General features: G+C 66.1%; 16 protein-coding genes. 7 read left to right on the forward strand and 9 right to left on the reverse strand.

Annotated elements, in window-relative coordinates; all coding sequences use genetic code 11:
* The first annotated feature begins 13 nt into the window (after nucleotides 1-13).
* Nucleotides 14-1,033 carry a DUF5787 family protein gene (locus tag ABEJ63_RS01260; protein WP_375794524.1) on the forward strand — a complete coding sequence of 340 codons (1,020 nt, stop codon included), beginning with the start codon at nucleotides 14-16 and terminating at the stop codon, nucleotides 1,031-1,033.
* A gap of 41 nt (nucleotides 1,034-1,074) precedes the next feature.
* Here the strand turns inward: ABEJ63_RS01260 and ABEJ63_RS01265 are convergent, their stop codons facing one another.
* From ABEJ63_RS01265 to ABEJ63_RS01295, 7 genes are all read right to left on the reverse strand, one after another.
* Nucleotides 1,075-1,569: a DUF5797 family protein gene (locus ABEJ63_RS01265; protein WP_375794525.1), complete on the reverse strand. Its 495-nt coding sequence runs from the start codon at nucleotides 1,567-1,569 to the stop codon at nucleotides 1,075-1,077.
* A 102-nt stretch (nucleotides 1,570-1,671) separates the two neighbouring features.
* Nucleotides 1,672-6,222: a glutamate synthase large subunit gene (gltB, locus tag ABEJ63_RS01270; RefSeq protein ID WP_375794526.1), complete on the reverse strand. Its 4,551-nt coding sequence runs from the start codon at nucleotides 6,220-6,222 to the stop codon at nucleotides 1,672-1,674.
* A gap of 140 nt (nucleotides 6,223-6,362) precedes the next feature.
* On the reverse strand, nucleotides 6,363-7,826 hold the full coding sequence (gene proS / locus ABEJ63_RS01275) for a proline--tRNA ligase (RefSeq protein WP_375794527.1): 1,464 nt from the start codon (nucleotides 7,824-7,826) through the stop codon (nucleotides 6,363-6,365).
* A 106-nt stretch (nucleotides 7,827-7,932) separates the two neighbouring features.
* Nucleotides 7,933-8,154 (reverse strand): DUF2061 domain-containing protein, encoded by a 222-nt coding sequence (locus ABEJ63_RS01280; RefSeq protein ID WP_375794528.1) that lies wholly within the window; start codon nucleotides 8,152-8,154, stop codon nucleotides 7,933-7,935.
* A 75-nt stretch (nucleotides 8,155-8,229) separates the two neighbouring features.
* The gene (locus ABEJ63_RS01285; protein WP_375794529.1) at nucleotides 8,230-8,592 is read right to left on the reverse strand and encodes an AzlD domain-containing protein; all 363 of its coding nucleotides are present in this window, start codon (nucleotides 8,590-8,592) and stop codon (nucleotides 8,230-8,232) included.
* A complete protein-coding gene (locus ABEJ63_RS01290; RefSeq protein WP_375794530.1) occupies nucleotides 8,589-9,287 on the reverse strand; it encodes an AzlC family ABC transporter permease in 699 nt (232 codons plus the stop codon). Before ABEJ63_RS01290 ends, ABEJ63_RS01285 begins: the two co-directional genes overlap by 4 nt.
* A 31-nt stretch (nucleotides 9,288-9,318) precedes the next feature.
* On the reverse strand, nucleotides 9,319-9,798 hold the full coding sequence (locus tag ABEJ63_RS01295) for a hypothetical protein (RefSeq protein ID WP_375794531.1): 480 nt from the start codon (nucleotides 9,796-9,798) through the stop codon (nucleotides 9,319-9,321).
* Nucleotides 9,799-10,015: 217 nt separating this feature from the next.
* On the opposite strand from ABEJ63_RS01295, the gene ABEJ63_RS01300 reads away from it, so the two are divergent.
* The gene (locus ABEJ63_RS01300) at nucleotides 10,016-11,935 is read left to right on the forward strand and encodes a beta-CASP ribonuclease aCPSF1 (protein ID WP_375794532.1); all 1,920 of its coding nucleotides are present in this window, start codon (nucleotides 10,016-10,018) and stop codon (nucleotides 11,933-11,935) included.
* 42 nt (nucleotides 11,936-11,977) lie between these two features.
* Nucleotides 11,978-12,697, forward strand: a complete 720-nt coding sequence (locus tag ABEJ63_RS01305; RefSeq protein ID WP_375794533.1) for a DsbA family protein — start codon at nucleotides 11,978-11,980, stop codon at nucleotides 12,695-12,697.
* On the opposite strand, the gene ABEJ63_RS01310 is transcribed toward ABEJ63_RS01305, so the two are convergent.
* Nucleotides 12,690-13,103, reverse strand: coding sequence for a DUF371 domain-containing protein (locus tag ABEJ63_RS01310; protein WP_375794534.1), 414 nt, complete (start codon nucleotides 13,101-13,103; stop codon nucleotides 12,690-12,692). The two genes, ABEJ63_RS01305 and ABEJ63_RS01310, sit on opposite strands and share 8 nt — an antisense overlap.
* Before the next feature lie 298 nt (nucleotides 13,104-13,401).
* On the opposite strand from ABEJ63_RS01310, the gene ABEJ63_RS01315 reads away from it, so the two are divergent.
* From ABEJ63_RS01315 to ABEJ63_RS01330, 4 genes are all read left to right on the forward strand, one after another.
* Nucleotides 13,402-14,292 carry a coiled-coil protein gene (locus ABEJ63_RS01315; RefSeq protein WP_375794535.1) on the forward strand — a complete coding sequence of 297 codons (891 nt, stop codon included), beginning with the start codon at nucleotides 13,402-13,404 and terminating at the stop codon, nucleotides 14,290-14,292.
* A gap of 130 nt (nucleotides 14,293-14,422) precedes the next feature.
* Nucleotides 14,423-15,415, forward strand: coding sequence for a signal peptide peptidase SppA (gene sppA, locus ABEJ63_RS01320; RefSeq protein WP_375794536.1), 993 nt, complete (start codon nucleotides 14,423-14,425; stop codon nucleotides 15,413-15,415).
* Nucleotides 15,416-15,461: 46 nt separating this feature from the next.
* Nucleotides 15,462-16,592 (forward strand): DUF373 family protein, encoded by a 1,131-nt coding sequence (locus ABEJ63_RS01325; protein ID WP_375794537.1) that lies wholly within the window; start codon nucleotides 15,462-15,464, stop codon nucleotides 16,590-16,592.
* Between the two features lie 40 nt (nucleotides 16,593-16,632).
* Nucleotides 16,633-17,343: a diphthine--ammonia ligase gene (locus ABEJ63_RS01330; protein WP_375794538.1), complete on the forward strand. Its 711-nt coding sequence runs from the start codon at nucleotides 16,633-16,635 to the stop codon at nucleotides 17,341-17,343.
* 45 nt (nucleotides 17,344-17,388) lie between these two features.
* Here ABEJ63_RS01330 and ABEJ63_RS01335 read toward each other — a convergent pair whose 3' ends face one another.
* Nucleotides 17,389-18,645 carry an RNA-guided endonuclease InsQ/TnpB family protein gene (locus ABEJ63_RS01335; protein WP_375794539.1) on the reverse strand — a complete coding sequence of 419 codons (1,257 nt, stop codon included), beginning with the start codon at nucleotides 18,643-18,645 and terminating at the stop codon, nucleotides 17,389-17,391.
* Between the last annotated feature and the right edge of the window lie 12 nt (nucleotides 18,646-18,657).

An 18,657-nucleotide genomic window follows, 5' to 3' on the forward strand; every position in this document is an offset into this window, starting at 1 on the left:
ACGGAGGCCACCCGTGACCGCCGCCCCGGACGACGAGCCGGAGTTTCTCTTCGAGCTGCGCGTCTGCCGCTGGGCCGAGCAGGCGTGGCCGCCCAGCGGCGAGCGCGACGACGAGACGGCAGTGCTTGTCGCCCGCCAGCTGGGTGTGCAGTCGCGCCGCTGGGACACACTCGTCGTGGAGTGTGATGCCGAGGCGCTCGAGGCACGGGCGGTGTTCGGCGAGGACCGGCTCGACGCCGATCTACTGGGGGTGGTCCGACACGCGCCGGCGACGTACACCTACTACCGGGACGCGCTGCCCGAGCCGGATTACCCCTGGCGCTACGTCCGCGAAGCAGTCCACCGGGCAGCCGACCGCGGGCTCGTCGAGACGCGCCGCGACGGCAACCGCATCCAGCTCCGGCGGCGGTACCGCTACCCAGACTGGGTGACCCGTATCGTCGCCATCGAGAACAAGCCCGACCTCACCGCCAGCGCCGCGCGAGCGCTGGGCGACCAACTCGAGCGGGACGTGGCGCTCGGCCTGGCTGACGAGGTCTGGGTGGCCACCCGTGCGACGGGGGCAGCGGTGGAGCCGGCACTGTACGAGCGACTCCCCGTCGAGGCGGGGATCCTCGCCGTTGATGAAGAGGTAGATGTGGCCTGGAACGCCACGGCGCTCGACCCGTCGGCACCAGGCACACGAATACAGGAGCGCGGAGACGAGGCTGACCGCTTCGAGTATGTCGACCCAGCGTGGAAGGCCGCGAAGCGGCGCGAGATCGCCGAGCGCGCCTACGAGCGAGGCTGGCGCTCCTTTCTCGACACGATGCGCCCGGACTGTCGTCGGTTCGAGCTTCGCGACCCAGACGTGCCGCTACCCTACTGCACAGCGAAGGAGCGCCACGTCACGGCCGCGGAGTGTCGCGGCGCTTGTCCGGAATTCACGCCGGAGCCGCCGGCGTGGCGGGCCAACAACTGGCCGGTCGACGGCGGCCCGGGAAAGGGGCTCCGGCGCGTGCTGGAGCGCCAGCGCGAACGCCAGCGCGAGTGACAGCCACCAATCACTAACGTGGGGCGGTCGCGCGCAACGTGTCAGTCGGTTCGCTCCTCGACAGTGAGGTCCGCGCGGTCGACCGCAAGTCGGAACGTCGGCACTGTCTTCCGGATGGATGTCACGACGCCCTTGCTCTCCAGGGAGCGCAGCCCCGACCGGACTGCGTCCACGTCGGCGTCGTAGCCAGCCGCCTGAACATCATGGAGCACACTCACAACGCTCTGTGGCTCCTCGTCGATACCGGCCAGTACCTCGAGGATGCCGACCTGGAGCCGCGGGACGCGGACGACCCGGCCGTCTTCGCCATCCTCGACACCCGGGTCGGCATCGACCAACTGAGCAGCCTCGTCGGTCGCGCGGATGAGGCTGTTCTCGTCCCGGTAGTAGAACCGTTTCAGTTCCGATTCAAGATAGCTGTGGACATCGCTGCCCGAGTCCATCCCCCACCGCTCCTGCAGCTCGCCGTTCTTTGTGGGCTGGAGAGCGACCACGTCGGCCAGCCGCTCGCGCGCCTCGTCGGACAGCTCGGTCATCGGACGTCGGTAGGCGACTCCCCCTCTTCGACGTGTCGAAATACCGCCCCGCCGGGTGCCATCCGCCAACTGCTGAAGGGGTGGACGGCCGCCTGCTACGTATCAGTCGTCGCTGGAGGCGACACCGGTGTCTTCGCTGCCGACACGGGCCGTCGCGTCCGGTCGCGGCGGCAACTCCTCGCGCACGTCGTCGGCTCCCTCCGCGAGGACGCCCGCGTACGCGTCTGGCATCACCTTCACGACATTCTCTAGGGCGTCGTCCCAGTTGTCGAGGACGTACTGACCGCGGTCGGAATCCGTGTAGGCGACGTGATTCTCGACGAGTCGCCGCAACATCGCGCGATCTGTCTCGTCGAGCGTGTCGGAGACAGAGACCATCCCGCGGTTGACGCTCTGCTCGAAGTTGCCGTTTCGGTCGAGCACGTAGGCGACGCCGCCGGACATACCGGCTGCGAAGTTCTTGCCCGTCTCGCCCAGCACGGCAACGACACCGCCAGTCATGTACTCGCACCCGTGGTCGCCGACGCTCTCGACGACAGCCTTGACGCCGGAGTTGCGAACGGCAAACCGCTCGCCGGCCATCCCGTTGATGTATGCCTCGCCACGGGTGGCACCGTACAGCGCAACGTTGCCGATGAGGATGTTCTCCTCCGGTTCGTAGGGGGCATCCGCGGGCGTCTCGACGAACAGCTTCCCGCCCGAGAGGCCCTTGCCGACGTAGTCGTTGCCGGAGCCGGTGAGCCGCATCGAGACACCTGGCGCGAGGAAGGCGCCGAAGCTCTGGCCGGCCACGCCAGTGAAGTCCACCTGTATCGTGTCCGCGGGCAGCCCGTCGCCACCGTACTCGCGGGAGATACGGTTCGACAACGTCGCACCCACTGCGCGGTGGTTATTGCTGATGCGGCGGTCGATATGGACCGGTTCGCCCCGCTCAAGTGCCGGCTCGGCTGCCTCAAGCAGCTCCCAGTCGAGCGATTCGTCCACCTCGTGGGTCTGTGGCTCTGTCTTCGTCCGCTGGTCGCCCGGCGGCTGTGCGACGATGGCCGACAGGTCCAGCTTCCGGGCCTTCTCTTGAGAGATATCGTCCCGCTGGCTGAGATGCTCGGCGCGGCCGATCATCTCTTCGACGCTCGTGAAGCCGAGCTCGGCCATCAGCTCCCGCAGCTCCTGTGCGATGAACGTCATGTAGTTGACGACGTGCTGCGGCTCGCCGGGGAACCGCTCGCGGAGTACCCCCCGCTGAGTCGCAACGCCTACCGGACAAGTGTTCTCGTGACACTGCCGGGCCATCACGCAGCCAGAGGTGACCAGCGGCGCGGTACCGAATACGTACTCCTCGGCGCCTAGGAGGGCGGCGACGGCCACGTCACGGCCCGTCTTCATGCCGCCGTCGACGCTGACACGAATCCGCGAGCGCAGGTCCGTCGACCGGAGCATCTGGTTGGCCTCTGCCAGCCCCAGCTCCCACGGCAGCCCCGCGTTCTTGATAGAGGTCTTCGGAGAGGCACCAGTCCCGCCCGAGTGCCCCGAGATGTGGACCACATCGGCGTTCGCTTTGGCGACGCCCGCGGCGATGGTGCCGATTCCTGCCTCTGCAACCAGCTTCACGTTGATATCTGCCTCCGGGTTCGCCGCCTTCAGGTCGTGAATGAGCTGTTTCAGGTCCTCGATGGAGTAGATGTCGTGCAGCGGCGGCGGTGAGATGAGCCCGACGCCCGGCGTCGAGAAGCGAACGTGGGCAATCATCTCGTTGACCTTTTCGCCGGGAAGATGGCCGCCCTCGCCAGGCTTCGAGCCCTGTGCCATCTTGATCTGTATCTCGTCGGCGTTGGCGAGATACTCCGAGGTGACGCCGAACCGCCCGGATGCGACCTGCTTCTGGGCACACTCTTTCTCGGTATCGAACCGCTCGGGCGGCTCGCCACCCTCGCCGGTCCCGGCCTTCGCGTCCAGCCGGTTCATCGCGATGGCGTTGTTCTCGTGGGCCTCCGGTGACAGCGACCCCAGCGACATCGGGGCCGTCGAGAACCGCTTCACGATAGATTCCACCGGCTCGACATCCTCCACCGAAACGGGGTCGCGGTCGGAGTCGAGCGCCAGCAGCCCACGCAGCGTCTGGAGCTGCTCGGTCTGGTCGTTCATCAGCGAGGCGAACTCCTGGTACTGCTCATAATCGCCCTGGCGGACAGCCTGCTGAAGCGTCCCCACCGACTCGGGATTCCACTCGTGGAACATCCCCGACGAGCGGTGCTCGAACTCGCCGCGGTGCTCGAGGTCGACCTCCGTCTCGTCCGGGTCGAAGGCGACGGCATGGCGCTTCCGCAGGTCACGCTCGAGATCCTCGATGTCGATTCCTTCGGTGCGGGCAGGCGTGCCCTCGAAGTACTCCGCAACGAGATCGGAGTCGAGCCCGACCGCCTCGAAGATCTGCGCGCCCTGGTAGCTCTCGACCGTCGAGATGCCCATCTTTGCCATCGTCTTCAGGACGCCGTCCTCCAGCGCCTCGATGTACGCGCCGATGGCCTGCTCCTCGTCGGCACCGTCGGGGCCGGCGACGAGGTCGGACACAGTCTGGTAGGCCAGATAGGGGTTGACCGCGCCGGCACCGTAGCCGATGCAGGCGGCGACGTGGTGGACCTCGCGGGGTTCGCCCGACTCCAGGACGAGTTCCACCCGGTTACGGAGACCGTTGCGGACGAGATGGTGGTGGACGCCGCCGACGGCCAGCAGCGACGGGATTGGAAGCCGGTCTTCGCCGGCGCGGCGGTCCGACAGCACGATGACATCGTGCTCTTTGGCGGCGACGGTGGCGTCCATCCGCGCCTGCCGGACAGCCGCCTCGAAGTCGGAACCGCGCTCGTAGGTGATGTCGATGGTCGCCGTCGAGAGGCCGTTGACGGTGTCGGAGCCGTCGAGATCTTTCAGTGCGGCCGTCTCGGCGTCCGTCAGAACGGGCGACTCGGCGATGACCTGGCGGGCATGGTCAGGAGTTTCGTCGAGCAGGTTGCGCTGGTGGCCCAGCCGCGTCTCCATCGACGTGACAAGCTCCTCGCGGATGTAGTCCAGCGGCGGGTTCGACACCTGTGCGAACAGCTGCTTGAAGTACGAGAACAGTGGCCGGTTAAACTCCGAGAGTACCGACAGCGGCGTGTCATCGCCCATCGAGCCGACGGGGTCCTTCCCGTCGGTTGCCATCGGCTCCAGCATATGCTCGAGTTCGTCGTGGGTGTAGCCGAACAGCGCCTGCTGAGCGCGGATGTTCTCCACCCCGTCGCGGGGCGTCCGCTCGTCATGACCCGCCAACTCGTCGAGCCGGAGTTGATTCTGAGCGACCCACTCGCCGTATTTCTCGTCAACGAGGTCGTCGAACACCTCGTCATCGGGGACGACCCGGCCCTCGTCGGGGTCGACCAGGAACAGCTGGCCCGGCGAGAGTCGCCCCCGCTCGCGCACCTCATCGGGGGCAAAGTCGAGCGCGCCCGCCTCGCTGGCCATCACCAGTGTGTTGTCGGTCGTCACGTCGTACCGACAGGGGCGCAGGCCGTTTCGGTCGAGGACGGCGCCAATACGGTCGCCGTCGGTCGCACAGACGAGTGCCGGTCCATCCCAGGGCTCGACCAGCGAGGCGTGGTAGTCATAGAACTCGCGGCGCTCGTCGGGGACCTGATTGGCCTCGCCGCGCCACGCCTCGGGAATCAGCATCCGGAGCGCATGCGGCAGTTCGCGCCCACCCTGCATCAGTAACTCGAGCGCGTTGTCCACACTGGCCGTGTCCGACTGATCAGGATCGTCGATGATGGGCTTGACCGCCTCGACATCGAGATCGTCGTGCTCGATGTCGGTCTCGCGGGCCCGCATCCAGTTGATGTTGCCCTTGATAGTGTTGAACTCGCCGTTGTGGATGATGTTGCGGTATGGGTGTGCGAGATGCCACGCACCGAGCGTGTTCGTCGAGAAACGGGCGTGGACCATCACAAACGTCGAGGCGACCCGCTCGTCGGTGAGTTCCGGGAAGTAGCCGGGCAACTGGTCGGCCTTCAGGAGCCCTTTGTAGACGACCGTCTTGCGGTCCAGCGAGCAGACATAAAACCGAGCAGCGCCAGCCGGCGATGCCGACTCGATGCGGCTTTCCGTCGCGCTGCGAGCCTCGTAGAGCCGTCGGTCGAACGACTCGCCATCCATCTCGACCGTCGGTGCGACGAACACTTGCTGGACATCTGGCTCTGACTCCAGAGCAGTCGGACCGAGGTCCGCGTTATCCGTCGGGACATCCCGCCAGGTCAGTACCTCAAGATTGTAGGCAGCAAACTCCTCGGCGACGATGTCACGCAGTCCCGCGGCTGCCTCGTCGTCTGTAGGCATGAACAGCGTGCCAACGGCGTACTCGCGGGCCGGCGGCAGGTCGATATCGAGGACGTCACGGTAGAAAGCATCGGGTATCTGCAGGAGAACGCCCGCCCCGTCGCCCGTGTTCTCGTCGGCGCCCGTCGTCCCGCGGTGTTCGAGATGCTCCAGCAGTTCCAGCCCGTCGGCAACAGGCTCGTGGCTCCGGCCGCCGTCAAGGTCGTATACGACGCCGACCCCACAGTTCGACCGGCTCTCTTCGGGGGTCGCGAGCATGTCGCTCGCATCCCCGCGTGCGTGCTCAGACATTAGATAATGTTGGGGCTTCACCCACTTATGACACTTCCCCTCAAGGGGTAAGGGTCCATATATCCCACTTAAGGTGCATTATATGTTTGTCCCGGTCTTTCATGACTGTCGCGCGAGGCGGTCGACGAAGAGACGGGGAATCAGTAGTTGCGCGCGAAGTAGGCCGTCTCGACGGCCGGGTCACCACAGACGCCACAGGTATCGTGGACGGGCTCCGTGCCCTCCTCGAGCGGGAGCATCACAATCTCGGCAGCCACCTGCTCTTTGATCTCCGTCTCGCAGGCCTGCTCGCCACACCAGCCGGTCTTCACATATCCGCCGTGCTGGCCGATGGTGCCGAGGATGTCGTCGCGACCGTGGGCTTCCCGGATGTTCTCTTCGAGGGTTGCCTCGGCGTCGGCGTACAGCTTCGCGTACACCGTATCGAGCGCCGCCTCGACGGTGTCGGTCACGCCCTCGCGGGCGGCCGTCTCCGTCTCGCCGTCCGGCCGGTGAACCATCGTCACCTCACCGTCTTCAACCTCGTTGGGGCCGATCTCGATGCGTAGCGGGACGCCCTTCAGCTCCCACTCGTTGAACTTGAAGCCGGGGTTGCGGTCGTCCCGGTCGTCGAGCCGAGCCCGAACACCGGCGTCTTCGAGATCGGCGTACAGCGACTCACAGTAGTCCAGTACCGCCTCGCGGGTATCCTCCTGCCAGATGGGAACGATGACGACCTGTTCAGGGGCGATGGTCGGCGGGAGCACGAGCCCCTGGTCGTCGGAGTGCGTCATGATGAGCCCACCCAGCGCCCGCCACGAGATGCCCCACGAGGCAGTATGGGCGACCCGCTCCTGCTCGTCGGCATCCCGATAGGTGAGATCGTACGCTTCTGCGAAGCTGGTGCCGAGATAGTGGCTCGTGGACGCCTGGAGCGACTTCCCATCGGGCATCAGCGTCTCGACCGTCGTCGTCGTGTCGCCGCCGGGGAACTTGTCGTGCTCCGGCTTGCGGCCCTTCAGCCCCGGCATCGCAAGGACGTCCTCGTAGAGCTGGTGATACTGGTCGAGCCGGAGCATCGTCTCCTCGAAGGCCTCCTCACGCGTCTCGTGGGCGGTATGTCCCTCCTGCCAGAGGAATTCTTTCGTCCGGAAGAACGGCTTCGTGTCCGTCGCCTCCCAGCGAACCACCGAACACCACTGGTTCAACCGGAGCGGCAGGTCCCGGTGCGAGCGGGTCCACTGGGCCATGTACGGCGTGATGATGGACTCGCTGGTGGGCCGGATTGCCAGCCGCTCTTCGAGTTCCTCGTGGCCGCCGTGGGTCACCCACGCTACCTCGGGGTCGAACCCCTCCACGATCTCCGACTCTCGCTCAAGGTACGACTCGGGGATCATCATCGGGAAGTAGGCGTTGTCGACGCCCGTCTCTTTGAACCAGCCGTCGAGATGCGACTGGAGCCGCTCCCACAGTGCGTAGCCGCGTGGCCGAACGACGATGAAACCGCCCATCGGCGCGTAGTCGGCGAGGCCGGCCTTCTGGACAACCTCGGCGTACCAGTCGCCAGGGTTGTACGCCTTCTGCTCGGTGATGCCGAGCTCCTGGTCGCTCTCGGTGTCGCTCATGTGCGTGTGTCACTCCTCGGCCGCTTAAACGCGACGCGTTCCGGGCGCCACGCAGGCCGTCCTCCCAGCCGGGCGGGATACGACGAGACGGACAGCTGTCAGACAATCAGATACCCCACGCGATACGGTCCCAGAGTCGCTCGTAGCCGTAGTACGTGGCAGTCTTCACGACGTTCGTCGCGACGCCGATGGACAGCGCCGCCGTCGCGTCCCCAACGACGAGAAAGGCGACCGCCACAGAGACGCACACCATCACCAGCCGGTAGCAGGCGGTCTTCACAAGCGCGCGTCGCCGTTCCTGAATCGGCGTCCGGAGTGGGAGGGCCACAACGTGTGCATGGCGCGGAGGCGACAAGAAACCACTGATGGCTACATTCCTAACAGATGTAATTTTAAGTGGTTACTACACCGCCCCGAGCACCAGCAGCGCGGCCATGCCGACGACGATGGTGGCGAGGACATCCTCGGTGTAAGAGGCGACGATGGCCGCGAGCGCACCCGCGAGTACGCGGTCGCTCGCAAGGAGCGTGCGAACGGCCGCAGCCGGTGCCAAACCCGTCTCCGCGACGGGGACGCCGTCGACGGTGAGCACCGCGGGGACGACAAGTGCCGCGAGGACGGCCGCGGGGACGTATCGAAGCGCTGCCTCGACGAGTTCCGGCAGCGTGAGCCGTTCGTACAGGAAGATGAACGAGCCGCGGATGGCGAAGGTCCCCAGCCCGCCCAGCAGGACAACGGTCCAGATGACGGCATCGGCGGCGGTCACGAGACCACCCCCCGAGCGACCCGCGCGACCGGTGCCGTGGCGAGGCCGGCGAGCACGCCTGCGACGGCCCCCAGCGGCAAGCCGAGTTCGTACGGGAGCCCCGCACCGAGCGTGGCGAGCGTGCCGCCGACGCCGGCGGCTGCAGCAGTACTTGCGTCCTCGATTGCAGGCACCAGCAGCGCAAGGAAGACCAGCGGGAGCGCGAAGTCGAGCGGAAGCCATGGTGGCACCCGCGCGCCGACGACAACGCCGACGATAGTACACGCCTGCCAGACGAGCCACAACGGCGCAGCCGTCCCGAGAAAATAGGCCCGCCGGGAGACGTCCCGCTCGCGGAACGTCGTCAGCGCGAGCGCGTATCCCTGGTCGGTGAGTGGGTAGGCGACAAGCGCCTTCCAGCGACCCGCCAGCCCCTGAAAGTACGGCGCGATCGACGCCGAGTACATCACCATCCGCAGGTTGACCACGAGGACGGTGCCGACAACGACGGCCAGCGGCGCCCCCTCGCCGAGCAGTTCGATAGCCGCGAGCTGGGAGGCGCCCGCGAAGATGATGACCGACAGCCCTACAGCCTGGAGGCCGGAGAGCCCAGCGTCGACGGCCGCCGCCCCCGCCACAAGGCCGAAGGGGATGATGCCCACGACGACGGGGGCGACGTCGCGGACGCCAGCATAGAAGTCACGACGTTCGGACATACGCCCCGTCCGCCGGGGACGGTTAGAAGGCTTACCTCTCGACGGCGAACGGGCTCGGCGAGGCGGTCCACGGCCAGCCCGGCAGACGCGTCTGGAAGCCGGCCGCCAGCGCCGCCTCGAGATCGTCGACGCCTGCCGGCCCGGTCTCGCGGTGGACGTGGACATCCGCGACGTGGAAGGTGGCTTCCGCGAGCAGGCCCAGCGGCTGGCCACCCGCGATGGTGGCCGCCAGCTCTCGGCCCAGCAGCTCGTCAACCACGAACCCCGGATAGTCGTCCGTCACGTCCAGCTCCCGCAGCAGCCCGGCAAGCGCCGCGATATTGACTGCCTGGTCGCCGTCTGCGAACACTGTGTCTACCTCCGTGCGGTACTGCTCGCGGTCGACGGCAGCCACCTCCGTCTCGAAAAGATCGCCCAGCAGGTCGCGTGTGTCATTGATGAGCGGCACGATGCGGTCGTTCTCGCGGAGTCGGTCGCGCTCGGCCCGGACCGTCGCCGGTGTGAGCTCCATGTACCGTCTGGTTTGCGAAGCCTTTTATAGGGACAGTGGTAAACCGAAACCAAGCGGGTTTTCCGGCACAGTGTCCCGCAGTCGCCGCGACGGGCGGCGCATTGCACGGAGGACGAAGACGGAGCATGACTGTCTACGTAACGGCGTGGACGGCGAGTCCGGGCGTGTATCCGGGAGCGTCGCGCGCGCCCCGTGGGCCGGATCCCCTATACGACACATGAGCTCAGTAGAGCGGCAACTCGACGATTTACAGGCAGAGATCGAAGCGGAGGTTCCCGGCGATATTACCATCTCGGATGTCACCTACGAGGGGCCAGAGCTGGTGGTCTACACGCGCGACCCCAAGGAGTTTGCCAGCGACGGCGACCTGGTGCGGCGGCTGGCCTCGAAGCTTCGCAAGCGCATCACCGTCCGGCCGGACCCGGACGTGCTGTCACATCCCCGCGACGCCGAAGAACAGGTGCGCAAAATCATCCCCGATGAGGCGGGCGTGACCGATCTCGATTTCCACGCCGACACGGGCGAGATTGTCATCGAGGCAGAGAAGCCAGGGATGGTTATCGGCCGACACGGCTCTACACTCCGTGAGATCACACAGGCGGTCGGCTGGACACCCGAGGTGGTGCGGACACCGCCCATCGAGTCGTCGACCGTCTCGAACGTGCGCAACTTCCTCAAACAGGAGCGCGACGAACGCCGAGACGTCCTCGAGCGGATTGGCCGGCAGATTCACCGCGAAGAGATGGCCGACGACGAATGGGTTCGCGTGACGACGCTGGGCTGCTGTCGTGAGGTGGGCCGCGCGAGCTTCATCCTCTCGACGCCCGAGACGCGCGTGCTCATCGACTGTGGCGACAAGCCCGGCGCCGAAGGCGAGGTGCCGTACCTGCAGGTACCCGAAGCGCTCGGCGCGGGCGCAAACACCATCGACGCTGTCGTCCTCACCCACGCCCACCTCGACCACTCTGCGCTCATCCCGCTTCTGTTTAAATACGGCTACGACGGACCCGTCTATTGTACGGAGCCGACGCGTGACCTGATGGGACTGCTCCAGCTGGATTACCTCGACGTGGCCGCCAAAGAGGGCCGTGCGCCGCCGTATGAATCCGAGCAGGTGCGCGAAACCATCAAGCACACCATCCCCATCGAGTACGGCGACGTGACGGACATTGCGCCGGATATGAAGCTCACGATGCACAACGCCGGCCACATTCTCGGGTCGGCGGTGTGTCACTTCCACATCGGCGACGGCCTCTACAACGTCGCGTTCTCGGGGGACATCCACTACGACGACACCCGGCTGTTCAACGGCGCCGTCAACGAGTTCCCCCGCGTGGAGACGCTGGTGATGGAGTCGACATACGGCGGCCGCAACGACTACCAGACTGACCAGGAGGACTCCGAACGGAAGCTGAAGGAAGTCATCAACGAGACGTATGAGCGCGACGGGAAGGTGGTCATCCCGGCGTTCGCCGTCGGCCGCTCACAGGAGTTGATGCTCGTGCTCGAGGAGGCGATGCGAACCGGCGATATCCCGGAGATGCCCGTCCACCTCGACGGGATGATCTGGGAGGCGACCGCCATCCACACCACATACCCGGAGTATCTGCGCGACGACCTCCGGGACCGCATCTTCCACGACGACGAGAATCCATTCCTCGCCGAGCAGTTCAATCACATCGACGGCGGCGAAGAGGAGCGTCAAGAGGTGGCCGATGGCGACCCCTGTATCGTGCTTTCGACGTCAGGGATGGTCACCGGCGGACCCATCATGTCGTGGCTGCGTCACTTCGGCTCCGACCCCGACAACCGGATGGTGTTCGTCGGCTACCAGGCCCAGGGGACGCTCGGCCGTCGCATCCAGAACGGCTGGGACGAGATCCCGATGAGCGGTGACCGCTCGCGGTCGTCGACGCTCACACTGGAGATGGACGTCGAGACGGTCGACGGCTTCTCCGGCCACGCCGACCGCCAGGGGCTGGAGAACTTCGTCCGTACGATGAACCCTCGCCCAGAGAAGGTACTGTGTGTCCACGGCGACGAGTCGTCAGTCCAGGACTTCTCCAGCGCACTCTACCACGAATTCAACATGCGAACGTTCGCGCCCAAGAACCTGGAGACATTCCGGTTCGAGTAGCGGCCCGACAGGCTCACGCGGCTGGCGTACGTACGGTCAGGTATGCGGCCCTCCCGCCGACGCCTCCTCGCGAGCCTGGGCGCCGCCGCGACGGCGCTTGCGGGCTGTCTCGGCGGCTCCGGCGCCGGCGCGAGCGAGCGCGTCACCAACACCCCCGAACCACCACACGGGCCACTCGGGGATGCCCCCCTGCCGGCCGACCCAGAGACGGTCCCTTACCAGACGACCGGCTCGACCGGGCCGGTGGTCACCTACTTCGGCAACCCGAAGTGTCCCTACTGTGCGGAGTTCGCCCTCGGCTCCGACCGACTACTATCCCTCCCCGCAGTCGTCGCGGAGTACGTCCGCCCTGGTCGACTCCGGCTCCGCTACCGCGGCGTGGCGTACACCCCCGACGGTGAGCCATTCCTCGGCCCGGACGCGCCGCGAGCAGTGCAGGCTGGCCTTGCCGTCTGGGAGACGGCACCCGACGACTACTGGAGCTATCACGAGTGTGTCGCGGCGCACCAGCCGCCCGAGTCCGAGCGGTGGGCAACGGCCGACCGGCTCGTCGCGTTCGCGATGGCCGCGGGCGTTGAGGAGTCTGAGCCGGTGCGAGCCGCCGTCGAGACGGACCAGTTCTCCGACCGGCTGACCGCGACAACAGAGGCGTTCGCCGACAGCGGTGCCGACGGGACGCCGACGCTCGTCGTCGACGGGACGCCATACTCGCCGTTCGAGCGCGAGTCGCTGCGGGGCGCTCTCGAGGCGGTGGCTACTTGACCCGGAACACACACTCGAGGGCAGCGCCGTCCGCGAGCGCCGCCACCAGCTCCCGGTCCACGTCGGCGGCTGCCGTGTCGGCCGCGACCATCACCGTCCGGTCGTCGACGTAGTCGCTGGTGCGGGCGACGAGCGAGCGGTCGCTCGCGAACGTCAACTCCGGGTGGCCAGAGCCGACGATCACCTGTTCGTGGCCGCCGGCCCGGAGCGTCGCCTCGATCGTCGCATCGTGGGCCTGACACGCCTCGGTGAACGCCGTGTCGAACTCTGCGGGGACGGTGTCGGCCTCGATCCCGAGGATGCAGTCGCCGGCGGGCGTCAGCCAGTCGTCGCTCGTCACCTCCCACGTGCTCGCGTGCTCGGCGCGGACATGCTCGTGGCCGCGGGCACGGACGTGTTCGTCCATGTGTGCGCCTCGCCGCGCGGCCCCTTCAGCCCGCGGCTTCGGGCCGACATTTATATGTGCGAACTGGGGGTGTGTCACGGCTTAACGCGGGGGTAGGCGGGCCGTGGTAGTCGTTTCCAGCCGTCTCGCCAGGGGGAAGGTTTTAAATAGCGGTACTCTGTATGAACAAATACCAGAACGCGTCCGGCGTTCAGCATCGCTAGCCAGCCAGAATGACAGGGAATCGACTTGTCCGAGGGTGCTCACTTCTTTCGAGCCGGTGCTGTATCCGGAGCGGTAATGGGATAGATTCGTAACCATGGCAGACAGTATTGACGAGAGCGAGAACGTTTCGCTCACCGACGAGGAACTCGAGGCGGATAATAAAGGTCAGCTTATCAAGAAGGCGGGACAGCTGCGTGACCGCCGTAACGAGCTGAACCAGATGGCCTCCGAGCGGGCCTCCAAGCGTGACGAACTCAACGCGAAGACCCGCGAGAAGGTCGACGAGGCACAGGAACACCGCGAGAAGCGCGACGAGCTCAACGAGCAGGTCCAGGAACACAAGGAGAAGCGCAACGAGCTCAACGCGAAGGCCAACGAGCTGTTCGACAAGGTCGACCAGCTGAAAGACGACCTCGAGCTGAACGAGGGGAAATCCGTCGACAAGCTCAAAGAGGAAATCGAAGACCTCGAGTTCAAACAGCAGACAGAGGTGCTCTCCACCGAGGACGAGCGTGAACTCATCGAAGAGATCGAGGAGAAACGTGAGAAACTTGCCGAGCGCAAGGAGAAGCTCGACCAGTCGGGCGAGCTCGAGGAGCTGAAGGCGAAGGCCCAGGAGGTCCGCGCCGAAGCCTCCGAGCACCACCAGGAGGTGACCGAGCTCGCCGACAAGGCCCAGGAGCACCACAACCAGATGATCGAGGCCTACCGTGAGGCCGACGAGATTCGCGACGAGGCCGACGAGTGGCACGAGAAGTTCGTCGAGGCCCAGGAGGCGGCCGACCGCCACCACGAGGACTTCGTCCGCGTCCAGAAGCGCCTGCGCGAACTCGACAAGCAGGAGGAAGAAGAGCGCAAGGACGAACGCGCAGAGGAGCGCGAGGCCGCAAAGGAGGAAGCCGAGGAGATCTACCAGAAGTTCAAGGAAGGCGAGACCCTCGACACCGAGGACCTGATGAAGCTCCAGAAGACGGGGCTGCTGTAGCCGGACGTTACTACACTTCTACGTTTCTCAAAGACAACACCAGCGGCGCAGCCTGCCAGCGGCTGCGCCGGCCGCAGGGGCCGAACGGCGTGAGGCGGCACTTTATCAGCGCCGCGTCCCCACCCGGCGTATGAACGACACGACGGACGCACTCGGGCGGGGGCTGCTGGTTGCGCTCGCGCTCGTCGTCGGGACAGTGGCGGGCTGGCTGCTGTTCGTACGGTACCCAGGCGACCTGGCAGACCTGCTTGGCGTCCTCCTGCTGCTGGCAACGGTCGGCATCGCGCTCCGCGTCGCCGGCAACATCGCAAGTGCGCAGTTCCCGACGTACAACGTCGCGGAGGTAACCGTCGAGGGGCCTATCACGCGCGACGGCGGCGGCGGGCCGGTGCCGAGCTCGCCGACGACGCCCGGCGCCGACGATGTGGTCGAGCAGATCCAGCAGGCCGACGACGACCCCGCAGCCGAGGCGCTGCTGGTAAAGCTGAACACGCCCGGTGGCGCGGTCGTCCCCAGCGACGACATCCGACTGGCTGCAGAGCGGTTCGACGGGCCGACGGTGGCGTACGCCACCGACACCTGCGCGTCCGGCGGTTACTGGATTGCAAGCGCCTGTGACGAACTGTGGGCACGCCGGGGCAGTATCGTCGGCTCGGTCGGCGTCCGCGGCTCCCGGTTCACCGCGACGGACCTGCTCGACCGTGCGGGTATCTCCTACGAGCAGTTGACCGCCGGCGAGTTCAAGGAAGCGGGCGTCCCCTTCACTGACCTCGAGGACGACGAACGGGAGTATCTCCAGGGGCTCGTCGACGGCTACTATGAGGAATTCGTCGAACGGGTCGCGGAGGGCCGCGACATGGACCCCGAGTTCGTCCGGTCGACGGAGGCGAAGGTGTATCTCGGCCGGGATGCCGAGGAGCTGGGCCTGGTGGACGCGCTCGGCGACCGCGAGGCCGTCGAGGAGCGACTCGAGGAGCGGCTCGACGCCGAGCCAGCCGTCGAGGAGTTCACGCCCGCAGAGTCGCCGCTGGCCCGCCTACGTGGAGGCGCCGCGGCGGCCGCCTACGCACTCGGACAGGGAGTCGCGGACGCCGTCGACGGTGACGCAGAGTTCAGACTGTAGGCAAACCGACTGGAAGGCTTTTACTGTCGGGTCGCGTTCCCCGGCTGTGAGCACGCTGGTGGTGTGTGTCGACCGCGACGGGGGACTGGCCAACGAGCCGGTCGTCGGCTGGGAGGCCGTGCGCGCGCTCGTCACCGACGCCGGAATCGATGACCCCGGTGACTCCCGTGTGAACTCGCTGCTGGAGGCGCTGAAGGTAGCCCGCGACCTCCGCGACGACAACGAGGAGGTGGAGGTGGCCGTCGTCTCCGGCGGCGGCGACGCGGTCCGGGCCGACCGGGCGGTCGCGCGGGGGCTCGATGTCATCATCGAGCGGTACGACCCCGACTCGGCGGTGGTCGTGGTTGCGAGCGCGGAGGCCGAACGGCTGGTCCCCATCGTGGAGTCGCGCCTCCGGGTAGATGCCGTCGACCGTGTCATCGTCCGCCAGAGTCACGACATCGAGTCCACCTACTACGTGCTCAAGCAGTTCCTCGCGGACGAACAGCTACGATCGACGGTACTCGTCCCGCTGGGCGCGACGCTGCTTGCGTTCCCGGTGTTGTTGTTCCTCGTCGACTCGGCGGTCGTCGCCGTCGCGGTGATGGTCGCCGCGCTGGGCGTCTTCCTGCTGTACAAGGGGCTCGGCGTCGACGAGGTCGCCGCCGCACTCCCGGGGTTGCTCCGAGACGCCTTCTACTCCGGCCAGGTGTCGCTGGTCACCTACGTGGTCGGCGCGGGGCTAGCGGCGGTGGGGCTGTTCGTCGGCGCCGTCGCCATCTCGAGTGTCGATGTCGCGGCTGTCGGGCCGTTCCTCGCGGCGATGCAGTTTGTCTTCGCAGCGGTACCGTGGCTGGCGGCAGCCGCACTCGCCGCCTCGGCCGGCCGACTGGTCGACGAACTACTCGGCGACGGGGGCGTCGGCTCTGCACTCCTGAATCTCCCCTTCGGTGTCGTCGCTGTCGGCCTGGTCGTCCGCGGCTTCGCGGCGTACTTCCTCGAGCGCGGCGATGTGGTCGGGCCTGCGCAGGTGCCCGCGCTGTCGGCCGGCCCCGTCTCGGTGGCGCCGTTCGCCCTGGGCGGGCTCGAGCGGCTCGCTGCCTTCGTCTTCGCCAGTATCGCCGTCTCCGTCGCGGGTGTCATCGTCACCTCATATCTCACCGACCGGAGCGTGCCGCCGGAGTTCCAGAGCCCCTGAGGACCGCCAACCGTAAGCCAGCCGGCAGCGAACCAGACGTATGCATCCGTGGGTGTCGCTGTTCTCCGGCGGCAAGGACTCTGCGTGGGCGCTCTATCAGGCGCTCGAGGCCGGCCACCCCGTCGAACGACTCGTCACTGTCCACCCGACCGGCGATTCCTACATGTACCACACACCGGCAACAGAGCTGGCGGCGCTCGCAGCCGACTCCATCGGCATCGATTTAGTGGCCGTCCGGCCCGACAACTTCGATGCAGAGACGGCCGTCGACGCCGGCGAACAGGGCGACCGGGAACTCGAGCCACTGGAGCGTGCGCTCGCGGAGCTGGCCGACGAGTGGGGCGGCATCGGCGGCGTGACCGCCGGCGCCGTCGAGAGCGCGTACCAGACGGACCGCATCGAGGCTATGTGTGACCGGTTGGGGGCAGAGCTGTTCGCCCCGCTCTGGCAAGTCGACCCGCGGACGCTCGCCGACCAGATGCTCGAGGCGGGCTTCGAGATTATCGTGTTACAGGTGGCCGCCTACGGGCTTGACGAGTCGTGGCTCGGGCGTACCCTCGATGCCGCGGCGTTCCGCGAACTCGAGCAGCTCGGCGAGGCGTACGGCGTCCACCTGCTGGGCGAGGGGGGCGAATTCGAGACGTTCGTCGTCGATGGCCCGCATATGGACCGCCGGGTCGAACTGGAGTATGAACCGGTCTGGGAAGGCGACCGCGGCCATCTCGAGATTACCGACGCGACGCTCGATTGACATCCCCCTCCGCCTGAAGGCGGAGGAATCCCGAGCGTTGGGAGATTACGGTTTGCAGACTCCCTGTTCTCTCGGTGTGAACCGGCCGCTCTCGCGGTCGAACAGGAAGACTCCGGGCTGTGCCAACCAGCCGTTACTCATATCCCCCGTCGGGGGACTCTGAGTTATCTTTCGTCGGATGTTCATCGCACCGTTCACGTCTGCGTTCATCGTCGTCTCACAGAACTCACAGACGTACAGACCGCGCTCCACACGGTTACTGTCCCGAATCTGTCCGCAACATGTACACGTCTTGCTCGTGTTCTCCTCGTCCACTCGGTCAACGAGGATGCCGTGTTCCTCGGCCTTGTATTCGAGCAGGTTCGTGAAGCGGTCGAACTCCCAGCCGTGGAGTTTCTTGTTCCCTGACACACCCCAATTCCGCGACTCGCCGTCTTCGTCTTCACGGATGTCGCTGAGGTCGCCAACCGCTATCTGCCCCACGCCTTCTTCGACACACCGCTCAACGATGTGCTTGCTAAGGGTGTGAAGGAAGTGGTCTTTGCGTCGGGAGAGTTTCTGCCGAGCCTTCCGCGCTCGCTTCGACGGGCCGTTCTCGCCTTCGGTCTGGTACTCCTCGCGGGTGAAGTAGTGTTTGTCCTCTTTCAGCACGTTCCCCGGATACAACTCTGAGGGGCCGTCCTCGTAGTCGATAGCGAGGTAGTTGCTGATACCGAGGTCGATACCCGCCGTCTTGTCACCGGGTGCGTCACCGACTGGAATCTCTTTCTTACAGACGAGGTGGAGCTCCCACTCGTCGTCGTTCCAGACGGCACGCACCTGCTGGATGTTCTCGACTTCTACGTCGGGGCGAGTTTCGAACTCCACGAGGATGGAGTCAGACCGTGACTCTTTCAGATTGAAGCCTTTCGAGAGGCGGAGTTGGCCGTGTTTGTCGTCGTGCTTGATGGCTCGTTTCTTCCACGTGACGGTGGAGCGCGGGTGGTCGTCGCCACGTTTCCGGTATCCGGGTGGGTTGTTGCCGTCGTCGGAGTTGTACCAGCCGGTGAACGCCTCAGCAAGCTCTTCAAGAACTCGCTGACTTGACTGCGAATGCAGGTCACTGTAGCGGTCGTGGTCTTTCAACTCCGATTTGAGTTCGGCTTCGTCGGGGATCTCACCGTCTTCATCCCATCGGCCTTGGATGTAGTAGCGACCGACGTTCCACAGTTTCGATGCGGAGAACCCACATTGGTCAAGATCGTCACGAACCTGTTCGTGGTTCGTGATGCGTCCGACGTAGGTGCGGGTTGTCTCCAGCATCGAACTGACTTC

The organism is Halosegnis sp. (assembly GCF_042216475.1).
GTDB lineage: Archaea > Halobacteriota > Halobacteria > Halobacteriales > Haloarculaceae > Halosegnis.

What these genes read in the sequence shown, in the direction of transcription:
- ABEJ63_RS01265 (WP_375794525.1), bottom strand. Translation starts at nt 1,569, where the DNA reads ATGACCGAGCTGTCCGACGAGGCGCGCGAGCGGCTGGCCGACGTGGTC.
- gltB (WP_375794526.1), bottom strand. Translation starts at nt 6,222, where the DNA reads ATGTCTGAGCACGCACGCGGGGATGCGAGCGACATGCTCGCGACCCCC.
- proS (WP_375794527.1), bottom strand. Translation starts at nt 7,826, where the DNA reads ATGAGCGACACCGAGAGCGACCAGGAGCTCGGCATCACCGAGCAGAAG.
- ABEJ63_RS01290 (WP_375794530.1), bottom strand. Translation starts at nt 9,287, where the DNA reads ATGTCCGAACGTCGTGACTTCTATGCTGGCGTCCGCGACGTCGCCCCC.
- ABEJ63_RS01295 (WP_375794531.1), bottom strand. Translation starts at nt 9,798, where the DNA reads ATGGAGCTCACACCGGCGACGGTCCGGGCCGAGCGCGACCGACTCCGC.
- ABEJ63_RS01300 (WP_375794532.1), top strand. Translation starts at nt 10,016, where the DNA reads ATGAGCTCAGTAGAGCGGCAACTCGACGATTTACAGGCAGAGATCGAA.
- ABEJ63_RS01305 (WP_375794533.1), top strand. Translation starts at nt 11,978, where the DNA reads ATGCGGCCCTCCCGCCGACGCCTCCTCGCGAGCCTGGGCGCCGCCGCG.
- ABEJ63_RS01310 (WP_375794534.1), bottom strand. Translation starts at nt 13,103, where the DNA reads ATGGACGAACACGTCCGTGCCCGCGGCCACGAGCATGTCCGCGCCGAG.
- ABEJ63_RS01315 (WP_375794535.1), top strand. Translation starts at nt 13,402, where the DNA reads ATGGCAGACAGTATTGACGAGAGCGAGAACGTTTCGCTCACCGACGAG.
- sppA (WP_375794536.1), top strand. Translation starts at nt 14,423, where the DNA reads ATGAACGACACGACGGACGCACTCGGGCGGGGGCTGCTGGTTGCGCTC.
- ABEJ63_RS01330 (WP_375794538.1), top strand. Translation starts at nt 16,633, where the DNA reads ATGCATCCGTGGGTGTCGCTGTTCTCCGGCGGCAAGGACTCTGCGTGG.
- ABEJ63_RS01335 (WP_375794539.1), bottom strand. Translation starts at nt 18,645, where the DNA reads ATGCTGGAGACAACCCGCACCTACGTCGGACGCATCACGAACCACGAA.